The following is an 18434-nucleotide window of genomic DNA, read 5'->3' as shown; positions in this document are numbered from 1 at the left end:
TGTTTTATCGACCTTGCATCCTGCGCCAGATCAACCGAGGCGCACGGGAATGAAGATCTTATCGGGGCCGCGCTGTATCAGCAAGGCCACCGACTTGGCGGATTTTTCCACCACGTCGCGCACCTGCTCGACCGTGTTGACGGGACGGCCATTCACCGACAATAGCACGTCGCCCGGCTGCACTCCGGCATTCGCGGCGGCGCCGCCCGCGTCTTCCACCAGCAGGCCGGCGCTGATGCCCGCCTCGCGTTTTTCATCCGATTGTAACGGACGCAGGGCCAGGCCCAGCTTTACCTTGCCGGCGGCGCTGTCGCTCTTCGCCACTTCGGCCACCTTGTCGGCCGCATTGCCCAGGGTTGCCGTCAGGCTGACGATCTTGCCGTCACGCCAGACATCCATGTTGATCTTGTCGCCTGGCAAGGACGTACCCACCAGCGCCGGCAAGTCGGCCGAGCCGATGATGCGCTGGCCATTCACCTTGCGCACCACGTCGCCCGATTTCAGGCCTGCCTTGTCGGCCGGGCTGCCCCGCTCCACGTTGGCGACCAGCGCGCCTTCCGGCGTGGCCAGCTTGAACGAGTCGGCAAAGCCCTGATTCACTTCCTGCACCGTCACGCCCAGCTTGGCGTGGCTGGCCTTGCCCGTTGCAACGATCTGGTCCTTGATGCGGCCGGCCAGGTCGATGGGGATGGCGAACGACAAGCCCTGGAAGCCGCCCGTCTGGCTGTAGATCTGCGAATTGATGCCGACCACTTCGCCGCGCGTGTTGAACAGGGGACCGCCCGAGTTGCCGGGGTTCACCGCCACGTCCGTCTGGATGAACGGCACATTGCTGTCGTCCGGCAAGGAACGGCCCTTGGCGCTGACGACGCCAGCCGTCACCGTGCTGTCGAAGCCATAAGGAGAACCGATGGCCAGCACCCATTCGCCCACTTTCAGGTCGCTGGAATGGCCGAGCGGCACGATGGGCAGGTTGTTGGCGTCGATCTTCAGCACGGCGATATCGGTCTTCGGATCCGTGCCCAGCACCTTGGCGCGGAATTCGCGGCGGTCGTTCAGCTTGACGGTCACTTCGCGCGCATCGCGCACCACGTGGGCATTCGTCATGATGATGCCGTCGGGGCTGACGATGAAGCCGGAACCGAGGCCGTGCGTAGGCACGTCGCGGCCGCCGCGCTGCCCGCCTTGCGGCCCCTGGAAGCGGCGGAAGAATTCGAGGAAGGGGTCGTTGCCGAAGTCGTCATTGCCGGCCTGGGCCGATGGGTCGTACGCCACCTTGGTGCTGCCCGTGACGCTGATATTGACGACGGCCGGGCTGTTGCGCGCGGCGATCTGGCTAAAGTCGGGCAAGGCCACCAGCGGCGCGCTTGCTGCAGGCGCCACGGCGGCGGCCACGGGTGCGGCGGGAGTGCCTGCGGTGGCATTCGCGCCGGCATTGTTCTGATGCATCACCATGGCGCCACCGGCGCCCAGCACACCGATCGCGGCCAGCGCGGCTACGGTGCGTTTGATTTTCAGCGATGCGGTATTCGTTTGCTGTTCCATGAATTGCTCCTCATTCAATGAGATTTTGATGTATGCAATAGTGGGCCACGAGTCTTAGGCGGTGCTTAACATTTTTCCATTTGGAAACAGGCATTTGCGCCTTTAAGCGGGGTTTAATCTTGCGTGGCATGGGCAACCAATGGAAGCCCTGAATGCGGCCCGAACGGGCTCCGGACGTGACACTGGCCGGATCGACCGGCCAGTATTTTACTGCATGGGGAGGGAATATTCCCTCCCGCCGATGCCGGCGCGTGGCGCCGAAATCAGCTCAGCTCAGGCTGCCTGGCGCTGTTCCAGCGCGCTGACGGTGGCGCCAGTGGTGGTGCCGATCTCGATCTTGCGCGGCTTCAGCGCTTCCGGCACTTCGCGTACCAGGTCGATGGTCAGCATGCCGTTTTCAAACGTGGCGCCCGTCACCTTCACGTGGTTGGCCAGCTGGAAGCGCTGTTCGAAATCGCGGGCAGCGATGCCGCGGTGCAAGAACGTGCGCTCGACGCCATCTTTCTGCTTGCGGCCCGTGACGTGCAGGGAATCGCGTTCCGTGATGATGTCAATCTCTTCGCGCGAGAAGCCGGCCAATGCCATCACGATGCGGTACTTGTCTTCCGATACGAGTTCGATGTTATAGGGCGGGTAGCTGGGCTGCGCATCGGCGCGCTGTTCGTTGAGCAATTGTGCCAGGCGGTCGAAGCCGATGGCGGAACGGTACAGGGGAGCAAGGTCAAAAGTACGCATGATAAATATCCTTTTCATTAAAGCGATAAGAGGGGCGGACCTCACCATGAGCATCCGCCTGTTACCGATATACGGCCTGCCAACGCCCTTTCAAGGCCTTGAAATTGGCAAAAAACGCCCCAGACGGCAAAGAATTTGTAAGAAATTTTTACATGCCCCATCCAGAGATGGCTTGCATGACACCCCTCATGCAGGGTCAGCTTTTGGTGTATGCTGGCGGCATGAACAATGACACCGACATCCAGCTCAGCGGCCCCTTCAAGGCCACCGACGGCTCCGGCCGTGCCCACGACATCAAGGCCATCCGCATCTTCGACGAAGGCTACGGCATCATCGACGTCTACGTCGATTTCGCCGCCCCGCTCGAAGCGGGCGCCTGCAAGGACAAGACCCTGGTCGGCCACATCCTGGCCCGCCTGCGCAGCCTTGGCTACGTAGGCCCCGACTTCGGCCATGGCGACCTGGGCCTGCAAGACAAGAAACTGATCGTCCTGGAAGCACCTGAGGAATTTTCCGCCTTTGCCGTGAGCAAGGGCTGGAAGGATCTATCCGCCGAATTTGACGAAGACTGAGAACACCTGACCAAATCTACTGCGCGTCGCGCTTTGCGGCCGGCGATGCTCACCGTGCTTTAGCACGGCTGCGCTTCTCGGCCACAAATCACTGCCGCTCGCTACGATTTTGTCAGGTGTTGTAAAGTACCAATAGTATCCGCGCCGCGCCAGCTTCTGCTGCCGCGGCGTTTTTCATGGGCGACAGCTTAGTTCAGCTTAGTTCAGATAACGCGCGCTCCAGGCGGCGATGACGTTGGCGACATAGGCCGCGTCGTCGCGCCCCGTCAACAGATGGTCGGCATCGTCGAGTGAAACGAAGCTTTTCGGGTGCTTGGCGGCCGTAAAGATCTCCATCGCGTTCGACAGGCTGACCGTCGTGTCGTTCGGCGCATGCATCACCAGCAGGGCGCGGCGCAGGCCGGTGATGTGGGACTTGAGGCTGTGGCTGCCCGCGTCGTCGACGAATTGCTGGCGGATGCGGAAGGGCCGCCCTTCCAGCTGCACCAGCGCTTCGCCTTCGGCGGCGATTTGCTCCAGGTGCTCGCTGAACATGCGCGTCACGTACGCGGGCGTGCTGGGCGCGGCCAGGGTGGCGATGGCGGTGGCTTCCGGCACTTGCGACGCGGCGGCCAGCACGGCCGCGCCGCCCAGGCTATGGCCGATCAGCAATTGCGGCGCGGCATGTTTTGCCCGTAGGAAATCAGCGGCGGCGACCAGATCGTCCACGTTCGACGAGAAATTGGTGGCGGCGAACTCGCCTTCGCTGGCGCCCAGCCCCGTAAAATCGAAGCGCAAGACGGCGATGCCGTGTTCCGTGAGGCCTTGCGCGATGCGCCGCGCGGCCAGCACGTCCTTGCCGCAGGTAAAACAGTGGGCGAACAGCGCATAGGCGCGGATGGCGCCGTCGGGCGCATCGAGCCGCGCCGCCAGCACATGGCCATGCGCGCCGGGAAAATCTTGCCGGGTGGATTTCATTGTCTCAGATCAAAGCTGCCGCGCAGGGCGGCCGAAGGCGCATTGTAGCGCCGCCCGGCCGGCGCCGCTGGCGGCTGGCAAGCTTCAATCACGCTTGGGAATATCCACGCCCCTGGCAACGGCTGGCCTGGCCAGGAAGGCGTCCAGCGCGCGCTGCACGTTCGGGAAGTTGGCAAAGCCGACGAGGTCGCCCGCGCCATAGAATCCCACCAGGCAGCGCACCCACGGGAAGATGGCGATGTCGGCAATCGTGTACTGGCTCCCCATGATCCAGTCGCGGCCCTGCAGGCGCTGCTCGAGCACGCCCAGCAGGCGCTTCGCTTCGCCGATATAGCGTTCCAGCGGACGCTTGTCCTCGTAATCCTTGCCGGCGAATTTGTGGAAGAAGCCCACCTGGCCAAACATGGGGCCGATACCGCCCATCTGGAACATCAGCCATTGGATCGTTTCATAGCGCAAGCCCGCGTCCTGCGGGATGAACTTGCCCGTTTTCTCGGCCAGGTACAGCAGGATGGCGCCCGACTCGAACAGGGCCAGCGGCTTGCCATCGGGACCGTCCGGGTCGAGGATGGCGGGAATCTTGTTGTTCGGATTGAGGGACAGGAAGGCGGGCGACAGCTGGTCGTTTTGCTCGAAGCTGACCAGGTGCGGCTCGTACGCCAGGCCCAGCTCTTCCAGCAGGATGGAGACCTTGATGCCGTTCGGCGTCGGCAGCGAGTACAGCTGCAAGCGCTCGGGATGCCGGGCAGGCCATTTTTGGGTGATGGGGAAGTCGGAGAGTTGGGACATGAAAATCCTTTTGAGGTGTATGACGTGGCACAAGCAGGCAAGTATAGCCAAGCATGACAGTTTCAGCAGGACAACGCATTCAGCCAAACAAACCATGCAAAAACCAGCGCGGCGCGGCATCTTCTCCGCTGCCGGCGATGCGTTCGCGGTAGACCCAGTAATGGGCGTGATCGAGTCCTTCGGCAATGAAATAATCGCGCGCCTGCGACTGCCCCCACCAGCCCGCTTCAATGCGTTCGGCGACGGACACCATTTTCAACGGCGAGCCATAAAACGGCCGGTGTTCGCGCATCAGGAGGGCGATGGGCTGTGCCAGCAGCCAGCCGGGACGGGGCATGCCGGACAAGCCGGGCGGCAAGTCCGGCTGCGCGTTTTGTGCGCCTGGCCTGGCCGGCAGCGGCAGCCACTGGTTGGCCGCCTCGGGCCGGTAATCGGCGCGCGGCGCCGCCTGCAAGACATTCTCGGCGCCCAGGCGCGCCACCAGCAATTCCAGCAAGCGCTGGCGCTCCTGCGGCGTGCCGCCCGGCTCGGGGAACAGTGTGTCGCTGGGCGGCGCCATCGGCTGCACCTGCAGCGCTTCCAGGGTGAGGCCGATCACGGGCGCGTCCAGCACCAGCTGCGCCAGGCGTTCCTTGAGCAAGCGCAATAAATGCTCGGCGCGCCAGACGGCCTCGCCCAGGGCCAGGTCGATGACGGTGGGCGGGCGCGCCACCCTGCCCCGCTCGTGCGCCAGCAGCAATTGGATGCGTTCGACGGCGAATTGCCGCGCGCACAACCAGCCCGTCATTTGCTGCAGCAGACGGCGCGCGCCGAACAGCAGCGCTTCCGCGTGCTCCACGCGGTCGAACAGTTCCAGGCTGGCGCAAAACGTGGGCGGCGCTTCGAGCCACAGGTACAGTTCCGTGCCGTGGCCATGCGCATCGTCGAGCATGTCGAGCAAGGCCCCGCCGCAGCGGCGCTGCAAGCCGGGCCGCGGCAAGTGGCGCAACTGTCCCAGGGTGCGGCAGCCGATGCCGTCCAGCCATTCCAGCCAGGGGCGCGCGGGCGGCAGCAAGGCGCATGGCAAGCGGTCGAGACGGCGCACCAGGCTCTCCATGCCCAGCACGCGGCCCCGGCGCGTCCCGGCGCGCGCCAGCAGCCAGGCGCCGCGCGCCGTGGGGGCGCACGACAGCTGGGCCGTATAGCCCAGCGCGCGCAAGCTGGCCGCAATCTGCCGGCACAGGGCGCGCACGCCGCCGAACAGGCGCAGGCTGGCGCCCGCATCGACGAGCAGGGTCGCTTCCTCGCCCTGCGCCACCAGCGGCGAATATTGCAGCAGCGCCAGCGCCACCGCTTGCAGCGCCTGCGCCTCCCGTTCCAAAGAGCGCTCGTGCAGGCGCGCCTGCGGCGCCAGCATCAGCGCGCCCGCGCGGCGCATGCCCGGCCGGATGCCCGCCGCCCGCGCCAGCGGCGACACGGCCATCACTTGCTCCTGCTCCAGCACCACGCCGAGAAGGTCAGCCGACCAGCGCGGGCAAAACACTTCGAGCGGGAGCCGGGGCAGGTACAGGCCGATCCAGAGTCGCATGGCGTAGCAGTAATGAAGGAGGTTGCAGGGGCAGGAACAGGGGCGCGTCGCGCTGCGGTCCCCGGCGCTTGATGAAGCCGATCTCGATGCCGCCGGCGGCCGGGCGCACGGACAGGCGCAGCGGCGCCGGCGACGCATGCTGCGCGCCATGCAAGGGGCGCAGCATGCAGAACAGGGTGTTGCCGGACTGCGCGGCCAGGTGCAGGCGGCGCAGGCTGTCGGCGCGCACGTGCGGCTGCCAGAACAGCAAGGCGCCGCACGTGCCGCTGCGCAAGATGTTTTCCGCCGCCCACAGGGCATCCTTGCTGCCGGCACTCTTGAGCCACAGCAGTTGCGACGGGGCCAGCCCCTGCGCGGCCAGGGCCAGCGCCTGCGGCGGGTGGGGCGGCTGCAGCAGCACGATGGGCAAGCCCGGCAGCTGCGCCAGCGCGGGCGCCAGCAGCCGCACTTCGCCGCTGCCCGGCTGCTGCACCAGCAGATCGATGAGGCTGCCGCAGGGCCAGCCGCCGCCGGGCAGTTGCGCGGACAGGGCGGCAAAGCCCGTGTCCAGGCAGCGCGTGGCGCCCTGCCCCAGCTGCGATGCGCGCCACAAGGACGGGTGCAAGGCTTCCGGCGAGGCCATCAATTGGGAATGTTGCATAATTGAATATGAAGATAAATACTGTATTTATATACAGTACTATCCAGTCCCCCTTTTGGCAAGGCATATCTGCGCATCCCCATCCGGGGGCCGTCCCGCGACGTCCGAAAAACACCGTTTTTCACATCGATTGCTGTACCATAAGCACTCTCCTTACCGCTCGGCAATGCACCGGGCGGCTTCCTCCGTCCATAAGGAAACGCATTTGACCACCATCCAACTCATCAGCGCCATCGTCTTCGGCTTCGCGCTCATCCACACCTTCGCCGCCAAGTCGTTTGAAACATTATCGCGGCGCCATCCCCGCCATGCGGGCTTGCTGCACTTGCTGGGCGAAGTGGAAGTCGTGTTCGGCTTCTGGGCTTTCATTTTGATCATCATCATGGCCTTTGTCTCGGGCGGCGATGCGGCCATCGAGTATGCCGAGTCGCGCCATTACACGGAGCCGCTGTTCGTCTTTGTCGTCATGGTCGTGGCCGCCTCACGCCCCGTGCTCGACGCCGTGCAGCGCCTGTTGAAGGGCGTGGCGCGCGTGATGCCACTGCGCACGGAACTGGCCCTCGTCTGGCTGGGCCTGGCGCTCGTGCCCCTGACGGGCTCCCTGATCACGGAACCGGCCGCCATGACCCTGGCCGCGCTGATGCTGGCGCCGCAAATCTTCCGCCCGGGCATCCCTGAATGGCTGAAATACGGTGCGCTAGGCGTGCTCTTCGTCAACGTTTCCATCGGCGGCACCCTCACCTCGTACGCGGCGCCGCCCGTGCTGATGGTGGCCACCACGTGGAACTGGGACAGCGCCTACATGGCCACCCACTTCGGCTGGAAGGCCGCCATCGCCGTGCTGGTCAACGCCACGGGCGTGAGCATATTGCTGCGCAAATATCTGCACAGCAACACCTCCGACATCAAGCCGAAGGCCGGTGAAGTGGAAGCGCCGAAAGTGCCGCTGGCCGTCAGCCTGGTGCACATGATCGTGCTGGCCGGCGTCGTCACCCTGGCGCACCATCCGGTCCTGTTCATCGGCCTGTTCCTGTTCTTCCTCGGCTTCGTGCAGGCGTATGAGCGCTATCAAAGCCCGCTGATCCTCAAGGAAGGCTTGCTGGTCGGCTTCTTCCTGGGCGGCCTGGTGGTGCTGGGCGGCATGCAGCAATGGTGGCTGCAGCCCATCGTTTCGAGCCTGAAACCGCTGGCCCTGTTCTTCGGCGCCCTGGGCTTGACGGCGATTACCGACAATGCGGCCCTCACCTACCTCGGTTCGCTGATCGTCGGCATGACGGACGAAGCGAAATACATGCTGATGGCGGGCGCCGTGGCCGGCGGCGGCCTGACCGTCATCGCCAATGCGCCGAACCCGGCCGGCGTGGCCCTGCTGCGCCGCGGCTTCAAGGATGAATCGATCGGCGCCGTCGGCCTGCTGGCGGGCGCCCTGCTGCCGACGGCCGTGGCGGGCCTGGCCTTCCTGGCCCTGTAAGACACTACACGGGGCGGCTGCCGGCCGCCCCTGTTCTCCCTCGTTTTCCCTCCTCAGTTACCTTCCTCAGTTTCCTTCATACACAAGGAAATGCAGCCGGTCATAGAACAGGCTGTAGGCATAGTCGAACGTGCCCACGCTGCGAAAACCCTTGTGCAGATACACTTGCAGCGCTTCGCTCTTTTCCCACACCGTCAAGGTGATGCGCGCGCAGCCCTTGCGGCTGGACAGGTCGCGGATTTCGTGGAACATCTGCCTGAATAAACCCTGGCCCCGGTATTTTTCGTCGATGGCCAAGCTGCTGACGAAACAGTCGTCGGCGCGCGCATGCGCGAGCACGAAGGCGTCATACGCATCGTCGAGCGCCTTCATGTCATCGCGGTAATACGAAACGGCGCCGCAAGCCTGGAACTCGTCCATCGTCGCGGCCGTAAAGAAGCCGATGAAACGCCCGTCCTCGTCATGCAGGCCGTGGATGTGCGCCAGATACGGGTCGATGTTCTGCCGCCGCTGCAATTCGACGAACTGCAGATTGAGTTTATTGCCGAACGAACAGTATTCCAGGTAGCTGGTGGCAAACAGCAATTTGGCCATGCGGTTCTTCGCCTCGTCGCCCAGCAGTTCTCCCGGCACCAGCGTGAGCGGCGCATGCGACAGCAAGCCCGCCTGAGCCTGAACTTCGTCGCCGGACGGCGCGGCATCGCCGGCGGCCGGCATGCGGCTGCCGTGGCGGCCCACGGTGGGGCGCCAGAAATTGCCGGCGGCAATATGCTGCGAACGATGGGCCAGCAGGTAGCGGCAAAAAACGTCATTCACGCGGTCGAGCTGCGGATCGTCCGACAGCACCGAGTAATAGTGGAAATGCTCGATATCCGCCCGCAATTGGGCAGCATACGCCATGCGCGGCACTTCCTCGATATCGAACACGTCGACGATATTGGGCAAGATCAAAGGATCGTCGAGTTGCCAGCCGATTTCGTCGAGCCGCGCCACGCAGCGCGCATACGCGCGCCGTTCCTCGTCGCTCAAGGGGATGTGCATGTCGGTAATGATATCGTCCAGCAGGCGCATGCCGCGGATGCCACCCGCCACCGCTTCCCGCGCGCCGTCATACAGCACGCAATAGCGCTGGTAAAACTCGGCATGGCTGAGCAGTGTCACGCCCAGGTTTTTCTTCCATTCGGCATAAAACTGGCCAAACAGCCGCGCCTCGAATTGCGGGCAGGAACGGGGAATCTGCGCATCGATACCCGCATACGCGCGGTTCACATTGCGCTGGATCACACGCAGCGCCGCATCGTTCTTCTTGGCGATCAGCATGCCCGTTTCATCGAGAAACAAATTCATCCAGCTGACATGCCGGCGCTCTTCGCTGTCATCATCCTTGCGCTGGAAATAATCGGGCACTTCCGGCTTCATCAGGAAAATCGTCGCCGGATTGTGCGGGATCGTATCCACATCCATATACAGGCCGCCGTACTCGCACATGATGAGGATGCGGAAATAATCGGACAAGGTGGCGAAATAGCGCTGCGTATGCAGGGTATCGAGGATATCGAAGCGGGCCGGCGCGAAGTCCAGCGCCAGCGCGCGCAGCGAATTGATATGCAGGGTCGTGCCGCCGATGTCGTAGCGGCCTATCGTGTAGCGCCCGGCGCCGCCCGTGGGGCTGAAGCGTTCGTCATCGCGCAGCTGCTGCGCATCCCACACCCACAGGATGGAAACATACGGCGCGCCGCCGTTGCAGCGCACGTCGTCGAGCGCCGCGCCCCACTGCTGGATCGCCTCGCAGGCGATGGCCGGCAGGGGCCCGCCCATCCAGATGCGGTGCAGGTAGCACTCGTCCTCGCCGAGCGCGCGCGTGGGGATGCAGCTGAGCGAGGAACAGCTTGCCGCATTGAAATGGTTGAAGTTCAGGGCGACGAAGCTGCGCAGGGCCGCGATGCCCGCCTGGTGCTCCGCGGCCAATTGCTCCAGGTCGCTGCCAGCCGGCCTGACATCGGCCAGGGTGATGTAATCGAGTTTCAGCCGGTTGATGCGAAACTCGTATTCCAGGTTGAAAATCTTTGCTTGATCGTGTTTCGAGGCCAGGTCATCTATTTTCATGGGCACACCATTTTCCGCAGGAGAGTGTCAATAAACGTCGCAGGAGATAAAACAAGGTCGACAACATGCGCATCGTTGCGCCATCAGTGCCGGGCGAGCAGCACCTCGCTTTCCCGGCGTCCCGCCATGCCCCGTGTAAACAGCAGCAGGCAGGCCGTGATGACCACGATGACGGGGATATTCAGCAATGCATACGTTTCCAGCGCATAGCCGAAGCGCTGGCACAGCACGTTGTACAGCTGCAGCCAGGCGGACAGATAAATGCAGTACAGCAAGCTCATGGCGGCCGTCGTCAAGGTCATCGATTCCCTGCTGGCCGTGAGCGCGCTGCGGATCAGGGCGCCGTTGAACAGGCCGAAACCGACGGAATAGACAAACATGCAGGCCGCAAACACGTCGACGTGGTGGCGGCCCGCGCCGGCGCCCAGCATGCCGGCGGCCGCGATCAGCCCGCCCAGGCGCAACAGGGACACGAGGGGGAAATCCTGGCGCAGGCGCTGGATGGCGATGCTGCTGAGCACAAAGCCGGACAAGATCACGCATTGCAGGGCGATATACGTGGCGTAGGAGGCGCCCATTTCCTGCAGCACGAAGAGGGGCGAAAAGCCGATCCAGGCCGTCAGGGGCACGGTGGCCAGCCCGGCCGTGAACATGCCGAACATGAAGCGCCGATTGCTGAAAATAGCGCCATAGCTGCGCGCGATGGCGCCCAGGTCCAGCCGAGCGACCGGCGCCGGCGTGCGCGGCATGGTCTTGCACAGGCCCAGCAAGGACAGCAGCGCCAGCAGGCCGGAGAGGAAAAACACGTAGCGCCAGTCCAGCCGGCTGATGATGGCGCTGCCGAGGATGGGACCGGCCAGGGGCGCGAGGATGGTGGTGCTCGACAGGATGCTGCTCAGCTTGACGGCCGCCATGTCGTCGAACAGTTCATGGATCATGGCATAGCCGACAAAGATGAAGCAGCAGCCCATGCCCTGGATGAAACGCGCGACGAGAAATTGCTCGATCGAAGCGGTCAATGGCACGGCCAAGGTGGCCAGCAGGAACAAGGTATTGCCGGTCAACACGAGCTTGCGCTTGCCGATGGCGTCGGCCAGGGGCCCCAGGAATATCTGCAGGGAACTGCCGCCCAGCAGATACAGGCTCAGGGACAAGGGGACGAATTTCGCCTCCGCCTGGAACTCGCCGACGATGCCCAGCATGGCCGGCATGATCATGTCGTTCGACAGATAGATATTCAGTTCAAAGACGAGAAAAAACGCAAAAAACCACAGCAACTGCTTGGACTTGATGGACATGGCGCGTTCCGTAACGTGGGTGGCTGCCGTCAGTGCGTACCGGCTGTCGGGGCATGGGACGGCGGACACGACTTCACTGAAAACGTGTACCAATTGTATACCAATTAGTATTTTTAGCGCCTGTTTTTGTGATTTTTAAATACCGCAGCAATACCACTTAATGAAAAACCGTGCTGCTGCAGCATTGGAAATCGGCACTGAAAAGGGCGCGGCCAGCGTGCCGGCACGCGGCAGCGGCCCTGCGAGGAAGGGAAGAACGATGCGTACCAGTGCCTGCGCACCGTTGCGGCGCGCGGCACGGCGGCTTATCGGCGGCGGTGGCTGGCGAAGAAATCGAGCAGCATCTTGCTGGCGTCGGGCTTGGCCTTGTCGTTGAACGGCAGGCTGGCGTCGCCGCCGCTCCAGGCGTGCTCGAGGTGCTCGACCTGCGCCACGCGCAGCAACACCTGCTTGCCCACCTGATAATCGTGCAGCGCATACGCATGGGCCGGATTGCGCCCGCCCGCCGCGCCGCCAGGCAGGCGCTGCGCCGTCACCACGGTGTCAAACGGCAAGCGGTTGACGCGCACGCTCTGGCGCACCAGCTGCGTCTGGTTGATGGGCCGCACCACCTTGTCAGCCAGCCCTTGCAGCAGGATGGTGGGCAGGCGGGGAAACGCGGGCTGGCGCGCCAGCACTTCATCGATGGCCGCGTCGGCGCGGGCGGCCGCGCCATGCTGCATCACGCCCAGCGCGCCGATCAGGTTATGCCCGGCGCCAAACACGGGCCCGGAATGCAGGCCCAGCGCGGCGAACAGCTGCGGGTGGTTCAGGGCCACGATATGCGCCATGCCGGCGCCGGCGGAAATGCCGCAGATATAGATGCGCGCGCGGTCGATCGCATAGCGGGCCGCCACCTGCTCGATGGCGCCGACGATCAGGCGCACGTCGCCGCCGCCGTCCTGCGTCAGCTTGTCGTACCACTTCCAGCAGCGGCGCGCATGCGAGCGCAGCGATTGCTGCGGATACAGCACGGCATAGCCCTTGCGCTCGGCCAGGCGGTTCATGCGCGTGCCCTCGGCAAACTGCGTGGCGCTCTGCTCGCAGCCGTGCAGCATCACCAGCAGCGGCCGGCCCCGGCTGCGCATGGCGGCGCTCGGCGCCTTCTCGGGCAGGTACAGGAAATATGGCAGGCGCCGGCCCGGCAACTGCCCCAGTTCCGGCAACGGCGCATAGTGGGCGGCCAGCCACTTGCCCGGCGGGGGCGCCGTTCGCTTGCGCACGCGCGGTGGCGACAGGGGCGTGGCGAAGGGCGCCAGGGCGGGCAGCGCGTCGCTGGCGGGCCTGGCGCGCGGCTTGTGGCTCGCCTGCGTGGTCTTGGCCACGACCTTGCTGCGGGCTTTGGCCTTGGGCTTGGCCGGCACGGGGCCGAACAGCACCTTGGCCAGCTTGCTGGCCGTGCGCTGCTGCGCCTTACCGGCGCGCAGCAGCCCGCGCAGCCATTTGGTGGCGGGCTTTACCATGGCAAGCGGCGCGCATGGCGTGGTGGAGCGTACCGCAAGTTCATCCCACTGCATCGTTGCATCGTCAGCATGTGCGGCCTCCTCCGTAGAATGCATAGAGTACCGCAATTGTCTGACAACACCGTACGTTTGCACACGGATAAAAGTGCCGCTGGCACGATTGAGGCAGATCAAGCGCGACCTCGTGCGCATGCTTAATCTGGATGTTCGATCCGCACTTCACCAGAGGAGAGAACACCATGAGCTATCTGGACCGCGACATCCTGGGCATGTACCGCAACCACGACGGCCCGGGGCCGGCACTGATGGGGGCAGATACCCTGCTCGGCGACGATGTCTACAATCACAACGACGAGGAACTGGGTGACATCAAGGAAATCATGCTCGACATGCGCACGGGCCAGATCGCCTATGCCGTGCTGTCCTTCGGCGGCATCCTGGGCATGGGCGACAAGCTGTTTGCCGTGCCCTGGGAACGCCTGACCCTGGACACCGTCAACAAGCGCTTCCTGCTCAACGTGGACAAAGACCTGCTGAAAGACGCCCCCGGCTTCGACAAGAACAACTGGCCGGACATGGGCAGCGAAGCATGGAACCAGCAGATGGAAGCCTTCTATGGCAGCGGCACGCGCTACGGCAGCGGCGCCATGGCAGGCAGCCGCATGCCATCCGGCAGCGACCTGCGCGGCAGCGCCAGCCTGCAATCGGGCAGCGAAGGCAGCATGTCCGGCACCTCCATGAGCGGCAGCCGCGCCGGCACGGGCAGCAGCCAGGGCGACCTGGGCTCGCGTTCGGCGCTCGGCGATGACAAGATGGATAAGCGTAGTTGACGAGAAAGGTCTTAAGTAGCGCAGAGTACGCGGCGCTTCGCCTCGGCGGCTCTGCTAATCCGGCAGAAAACGCTTCAGAATTTAGCGAACAAGCGACTATAGCCGCCCATCGTTAGTGTCACGGTGCCTCTAGAAACCGTAGCGAGCAAGCTCAATATTGCGTTGAGTAGCGCAACCGTACTCTAGTACGGTGAGCAACGCCGACGCAATAGTGAGTTGCGCAGTAGGTTTATAGAGGTACTATCACCGCTGCATCGACTCCCATACCTTCTGCAGGCGCTTGGCCGAAACAGGCATCGGCGTGCGCAATTCCTGCGCGAACAGCGACACGCGCAGCTCTTCCAGCATCCAGCGGAAGTCGACCAGTTTCGGGTCCGTGTTCTTGCCAGCCTGGCGGTCCTTGGCCTGGCGCAAATACGGCGCGGCCGCCGATTGCCACTCGGCCATCAACTTGGTGTCGCGCGCAGGGTCGGCGCGCAGCTTTTCCAGGCGCACATTGATCGCTTTTAAGTAACGGGGGAAGTGCGCCAGCTGCGTGTACTCGTTTTCCGTCAGGAAACGCTTATGCACGAGTCCCTGCAGCTGCGACTGGATATCGGTGGCCGCCGCTGCAGGAATATTCTGCAGGCGCTTGGGCAAGCCGTGGAATTCCGTCAGCACCTGCGACAGCAAACGGGCGATTTCATTGACCAGCAAGACCAGGCGCGACTTGCCCTCCGCCTGGCGCTTGGCGAACGAGGCGGCGTCCAGCGGCAGCGGATCTTGCAGGCAAGCAATATCGAGCGCCTTGTTGATGATTTGCTCGCGCAACTCTTCCTGCGAACCAAGGGCCATGAATTGCATGCCCATCTGCTGCAGGCCGGGAATGCTTTTCTCGACGTACTTGATCTGTTCCTTCATTTGCAGCGCGAACAATCGGCGCAACCCCACCTTGTGCGTGCGGGCGGCCACGGTCGGATCGTCAAATACTTCCAGGTCGCAATGCGTGCCCTTGTCGACCAGCGCGGGGAAGCCGATCAGGGTCAGCTTGCCTTGCACGATTTCGAGCAACTCCGGCAATTCTCCAAAGGTCCAGCCCGTCAAGCCCATGTGCTGCGAGACGGTGGCATTGCCCGACGCCGGCGCCGCAGCGGCGGCTGCGCCCTTGGCCGGCGCGCCGCCCTTGCCTGGCGCCGCGTTGGCACCCTGCGCTTGCGCCTGCAGCCGCGACGCCACTTGCGCGCCCGCCACCTTGGCACCCGGCGTACCCGTGCCGGACACGCCCGACACTTCGGCCAGTTTCTGGAAACTCTGGCGCGCCTGGCCGCCGAATTCCGCTTGCAGGGTGGCCAGGTTGCGGCCCATGTCCAGCTGGCGGCCATGCTCGTCGATCACCTTGAAATTCATGAAGTGATGGGCAGGCAAAGTTTCCGGCTTGAAATCCGTCGTCAGCACATTGATCGTGATCTGCGTGCGGATGTCGAGGATGATGGCGTCTACAAGATCGCCGCGGCCGAACACGCCCGCTGCATGCACGCGCTCGCAGAACTTGGCCGCGTAATCGGGCAGCGGCACGCAGTGGCGGCGCAGCTTTTGCGGCAGCGATTTGAGCAGCAGATGCACTTTTTCCTTCAGCATGCCGGGCACCAGCCATTCGCAGCGTTCGCGCGGCAACTGGTTCAAGGCATACAGAGGTACCGACAACGTCACGCCATCGCGCACGCTGCCCGGCTCGAAGTGATACGTGAGGCCCATTTCCAGGCCCGTCACGGACATGGTTTTCGGGAACAGGTCGGTGGTCACGCCGGCCGCCTCGTGGCGCATCAGCTCTTCGCGGTTCAGGTACAGCAGCTTCGGATTCTCGCGTATGGCCTCTTTATGCCATTTCTCGAAACCGGCGCCATTGCACACGTCCGCCGGCAGCAATTTGTCGTAGAAGGCGGCGATCAGTTCATCGTCGACCAGCACGTCCAGGCGGCGCGATTTGTGCTCGAGGTTTTCGATGTCCTTGATCAGCTTGTGGTTGTGCGCAAAGAACGGCGCGCGCGTGTCGAAGTCGCCGCCCACGAGGGCGTCGCGGATGAAGATTTCGCGCGCTTCCGGCAAGTTGAAATTGCCGTAATTGATGCGGCGCTGGCTGTACACCACCAGGCCATACAGGGTCGCCCGTTCGGACGCCGTCACCTGCGCCGAGCGTTTTTCCCAGCGCGGCTCGCCCCACGATTTCTTCAGCAGGTGCTCGCCCACCTTTTCCAGCCATTCGGGCTGGATCTGCGCCACGCAGCGCGCGTACAAACGCGTCGTGTCGACCAGCTCGGCCGCCATGATCCACTTGCCCGGTTTTTTCAGCAGCGAGGAGCCGGGCCAGATATGGAACTTGATGCCGCGCGCGCCCAGGTAGCCCGCGCCCGGCTCGTCCTCGCCCTTGAAACCGATATTGCCCAGCAAGCCAGTCAGCAAGGCCATGTGCAGATTATCATAGGTGGCGGGTGCTTCGTTCAGGCGCCAGCCCTGTTCCTTGACGATGGTCAACAACTGCGAGTGCACGTCGCGCCATTCGCGCAAGCGCATCTGCGACAGGAAATTCGTGCGGCAATTGTCTTGCAGCTGGCGGTTGGTTTTCTTGTGCTCGATGGCCGATTCGAACCAGCGCCAGATTTTCAGATAGCTGAGGAATTCCGATTTTTCGTCGGCAAATTTCTTGTGCGCCTCGTCGGCCGCCTGCTGGTGCTCCATCGGGCGGTCGCGCGGGTCTTGCACGGACAGGGCCGAGGCGACGATCAGCACTTCCGTCAGGCAGGCGTTGTCGAGCGCGGCCAGGATCATGCGGCCCACGCGCGGGTCCAGCGGCAGCTTGGCCAGCTTGTTGCCCAGCGGCGTGAGTTTATTGACTTCATCGACGGCGCCCAGCTCCTGCAGCAGCTGATAGCCGTCGGCCACCGCGCGCGCCAGCGGCGGCTCGATGAAGGGGAAGGTTTCCACGTCCGTCAGGTGCAATGACTTCATGCGCAGGATAACGGCCGCCAGCGAGGAACGCAGGATTTCCGGCTCCGTGAATTTCGGGCGCAGCAGATAATCCTGCTCTTCGTACAGGCGGATGCAGACGCCGTCGGCCACGCGGCCGCAACGCCCGGCGCGCTGGTTGGCGGCCGACTGGGCGATCGGCTCGACCTGCAACTGCTCGACCTTGTTGCGGTAGCTGTAGCGCTTCACCCGCGCCAGGCCCGCGTCGACCACGTAGCGGATGCCGGGCACCGTCAGCGACGTTTCCGCCACGTTGGTGGCCAGCACGATGCGGCGCGCATTGCTGGTTTTAAATACGCGCTCCTGCTCTTCGGCCGACAGGCGGGCGAACAGGGGCAAAATTTCCACGTGCGGCGGGTGGTGCTTGCGCAGCGCTTCGGCGCAGTCGCGGATTTCGCGCTCGCCCGGCAAGAACACCAGCACGTCGCCCGAACCGATGCGGCACAGTTCTTCCACGCCATCGACGACGGCGTCCATCAAGTCGCGCTTTTCGCGCGCGGCAGCCGTCCTCTGCCCCGGCTTGTCGGCGCCGCTACTACCCGCGCCGGCACCCGGCATGGCCACTTGCTCCCGTTCCACGGGGCGGTAACGCACTTCCACCTGGTACAGACGGCCCGACACTTCGATCACGGGCGCCGGCTTTTCCGGCGTGCCGAAATGGCGTGCGAAGCGTTCCGCGTCGATGGTCGCCGAAGTGATGATGATCTTCAGATCGGGCCGGCGCGGCAGCAACTGCTTCAGGTAACCGAGCAGGAAGTCGATGTTCAGGCTGCGTTCGTGCGCTTCATCGATGATGATGGTGTCGTAATTTTTCAACAACGGGTCGGTCTGCGTCTCGGCCAGCAAGATACCGTCCGTCATCAGCTTGACGGATGCGCCCTTCGTCAAGGTGTCGGCAAAGCGCACCTTGAAACCCACGGTTTCGCCCAGCGGCGTGCCCAGTTCCTGCGCGATGCGCTTGGCAGTCGACGAGGCGGCGATGCGGCGCGGCTGCGTGTGGCCGATCAAGCCCTTCTGTCCGCGTCCCAGTTCCAGGCAAATCTTCGGCAATTGGGTCGTCTTGCCGGAACCCGTCTCGCCCGAGACGATGATCACCTGGTTTTCCGTCAAGGCCTTGGCGATTTCTTCGCGCCGGCCCGAGACGGGCAAGTCTTCCGGATACGTGATCGGTGGCAGCGGGTTGCGGAAAGCCTTTTCCACCTCGCGCGCGGCGCGGGCCGCATCGCGGGCTTCGCGGCTTTCCTGCCCCTCGCGCGGCGGGCGCGCGGCCTGGGGCTTGCCCTCTCCCGATCGCTGCTGCTGTTGCTGTTTCTGCTGTTCCGCGCGCGGCGCTTGCTGCCTTTGCTGGCTCACGGGCGGGCGCTGGCGGCCCTGCGCAGGCGTGGCCGCAGGCGCGGAAACATCCCCACTGGCGGGCAC

At 64.0% G+C, this 18434-nt stretch carries 13 protein-coding genes; 3 read left to right on the top strand and 10 right to left on the bottom strand.

The window, feature by feature from the left end:
* Window positions 1-30: 30 nt before the first annotated feature.
* Window positions 31-1545: a Do family serine endopeptidase gene (locus tag NCG91_RS15855; RefSeq protein WP_251350364.1), complete on the bottom strand. Its 1515-nt coding sequence runs from the start codon at window positions 1543-1545 to the stop codon at window positions 31-33.
* 273 nt (window positions 1546-1818) lie between these two features.
* On the bottom strand, window positions 1819-2280 hold the full coding sequence (locus tag NCG91_RS15850; protein WP_099666924.1) for an Hsp20 family protein: 462 nt from the start codon (window positions 2278-2280) through the stop codon (window positions 1819-1821).
* Window positions 2281-2501: 221 nt separating this feature from the next.
* On the opposite strand from NCG91_RS15850, the gene NCG91_RS15845 reads away from it, so the two are divergent.
* Complete coding sequence (locus NCG91_RS15845; protein ID WP_099668403.1) at window positions 2502-2852, top strand: hypothetical protein; 351 nt, start codon at window positions 2502-2504, stop codon at window positions 2850-2852.
* A gap of 198 nt (window positions 2853-3050) precedes the next feature.
* Here the strand turns inward: NCG91_RS15845 and NCG91_RS15840 are convergent, their stop codons facing one another.
* The 4 genes from NCG91_RS15840 to imuA all read right to left on the bottom strand — a co-directional run bounded on the left by NCG91_RS15840 (window position 3051) and on the right by imuA (window position 6805).
* The gene (locus NCG91_RS15840; RefSeq protein ID WP_251350363.1) at window positions 3051-3809 is read right to left on the bottom strand and encodes an alpha/beta hydrolase family protein; all 759 of its coding nucleotides are present in this window, start codon (window positions 3807-3809) and stop codon (window positions 3051-3053) included.
* Between the two features lie 84 nt (window positions 3810-3893).
* Entirely contained in the window at window positions 3894-4598 is a 705-nt protein-coding gene (locus tag NCG91_RS15835; RefSeq protein ID WP_251350362.1) for a glutathione S-transferase N-terminal domain-containing protein, read from the bottom strand.
* A gap of 79 nt (window positions 4599-4677) precedes the next feature.
* Entirely contained in the window at window positions 4678-6165 is a 1488-nt protein-coding gene (locus tag NCG91_RS15830) for a Y-family DNA polymerase (RefSeq protein ID WP_251350361.1), read from the bottom strand.
* Window positions 6095-6805, bottom strand: coding sequence for a translesion DNA synthesis-associated protein ImuA (gene imuA / locus NCG91_RS15825; RefSeq protein ID WP_251350360.1), 711 nt, complete (start codon window positions 6803-6805; stop codon window positions 6095-6097). The genes NCG91_RS15830 and imuA overlap by 71 nt, the downstream gene beginning before the upstream one ends.
* Window positions 6806-7010: 205 nt before the next feature.
* On the opposite strand from imuA, the gene NCG91_RS15820 reads away from it, so the two are divergent.
* Window positions 7011-8276, top strand: coding sequence for a putative Na+/H+ antiporter (locus tag NCG91_RS15820; RefSeq protein ID WP_251350359.1), 1266 nt, complete (start codon window positions 7011-7013; stop codon window positions 8274-8276).
* A gap of 66 nt (window positions 8277-8342) precedes the next feature.
* On the opposite strand, the gene NCG91_RS15815 is transcribed toward NCG91_RS15820, so the two are convergent.
* From NCG91_RS15815 to NCG91_RS15805, 3 genes are all read right to left on the bottom strand, one after another.
* A complete protein-coding gene (locus tag NCG91_RS15815; RefSeq protein WP_251350358.1) occupies window positions 8343-10382 on the bottom strand; it encodes a GNAT family N-acetyltransferase in 2040 nt (679 codons plus the stop codon).
* A gap of 83 nt (window positions 10383-10465) precedes the next feature.
* Window positions 10466-11680 (bottom strand): MFS transporter, encoded by a 1215-nt coding sequence (locus NCG91_RS15810; RefSeq protein WP_251350357.1) that lies wholly within the window; start codon window positions 11678-11680, stop codon window positions 10466-10468.
* Window positions 11681-11985: 305 nt separating this feature from the next.
* Window positions 11986-13182, bottom strand: a complete 1197-nt coding sequence (locus NCG91_RS15805; RefSeq protein ID WP_251350356.1) for an extracellular catalytic domain type 1 short-chain-length polyhydroxyalkanoate depolymerase — start codon at window positions 13180-13182, stop codon at window positions 11986-11988.
* A 239-nt stretch (window positions 13183-13421) separates the two neighbouring features.
* Here NCG91_RS15805 and NCG91_RS15800 point away from each other — a divergent pair, with 239 nt between their 5' ends.
* A complete protein-coding gene (locus NCG91_RS15800) occupies window positions 13422-14012 on the top strand; it encodes a PRC-barrel domain-containing protein (protein ID WP_099666915.1) in 591 nt (196 codons plus the stop codon).
* A gap of 243 nt (window positions 14013-14255) precedes the next feature.
* On the opposite strand, the gene hrpA is transcribed toward NCG91_RS15800, so the two are convergent.
* Window positions 14256-18368, bottom strand: coding sequence for an ATP-dependent RNA helicase HrpA (gene hrpA / locus NCG91_RS15795; RefSeq protein WP_435526492.1), 4113 nt, complete (start codon window positions 18366-18368; stop codon window positions 14256-14258).
* Between the last annotated feature and the right edge of the window lie 66 nt (window positions 18369-18434).

It is taken from the genome of Janthinobacterium kumbetense (assembly GCF_023703445.1).
Lineage (GTDB): Bacteria > Pseudomonadota > Gammaproteobacteria > Burkholderiales > Burkholderiaceae_D > Janthinobacterium > Janthinobacterium kumbetense.
The sequence above is the reverse complement of the archived record's forward strand: the minus strand, read 5'-3'. Positions and strand labels throughout refer to the sequence as shown.

Bases quoted from the DNA above. Each gene is read 5' to 3' on its own strand.
- NCG91_RS15805 (WP_251350356.1), bottom strand. From the start codon at position 13,182: ATGGTAAAGCCCGCCACCAAATGGCTGCGCGGGCTGCTGCGCGCCGGT.
- NCG91_RS15840 (WP_251350363.1), bottom strand. From the start codon at position 3,809: ATGAAATCCACCCGGCAAGATTTTCCCGGCGCGCATGGCCATGTGCTG.
- NCG91_RS15835 (WP_251350362.1), bottom strand. From the start codon at position 4,598: ATGTCCCAACTCTCCGACTTCCCCATCACCCAAAAATGGCCTGCCCGG.
- imuA (WP_251350360.1), bottom strand. From the start codon at position 6,805: ATGCAACATTCCCAATTGATGGCCTCGCCGGAAGCCTTGCACCCGTCC.
- NCG91_RS15850 (WP_099666924.1), bottom strand. From the start codon at position 2,280: ATGCGTACTTTTGACCTTGCTCCCCTGTACCGTTCCGCCATCGGCTTC.
- NCG91_RS15830 (WP_251350361.1), bottom strand. From the start codon at position 6,165: ATGCGACTCTGGATCGGCCTGTACCTGCCCCGGCTCCCGCTCGAAGTG.
- NCG91_RS15810 (WP_251350357.1), bottom strand. From the start codon at position 11,680: ATGTCCATCAAGTCCAAGCAGTTGCTGTGGTTTTTTGCGTTTTTTCTC.
- NCG91_RS15800 (WP_099666915.1), top strand. From the start codon at position 13,422: ATGAGCTATCTGGACCGCGACATCCTGGGCATGTACCGCAACCACGAC.
- NCG91_RS15845 (WP_099668403.1), top strand. From the start codon at position 2,502: ATGAACAATGACACCGACATCCAGCTCAGCGGCCCCTTCAAGGCCACC.
- NCG91_RS15815 (WP_251350358.1), bottom strand. From the start codon at position 10,382: ATGAAAATAGATGACCTGGCCTCGAAACACGATCAAGCAAAGATTTTC.
- NCG91_RS15855 (WP_251350364.1), bottom strand. From the start codon at position 1,545: ATGGAACAGCAAACGAATACCGCATCGCTGAAAATCAAACGCACCGTA.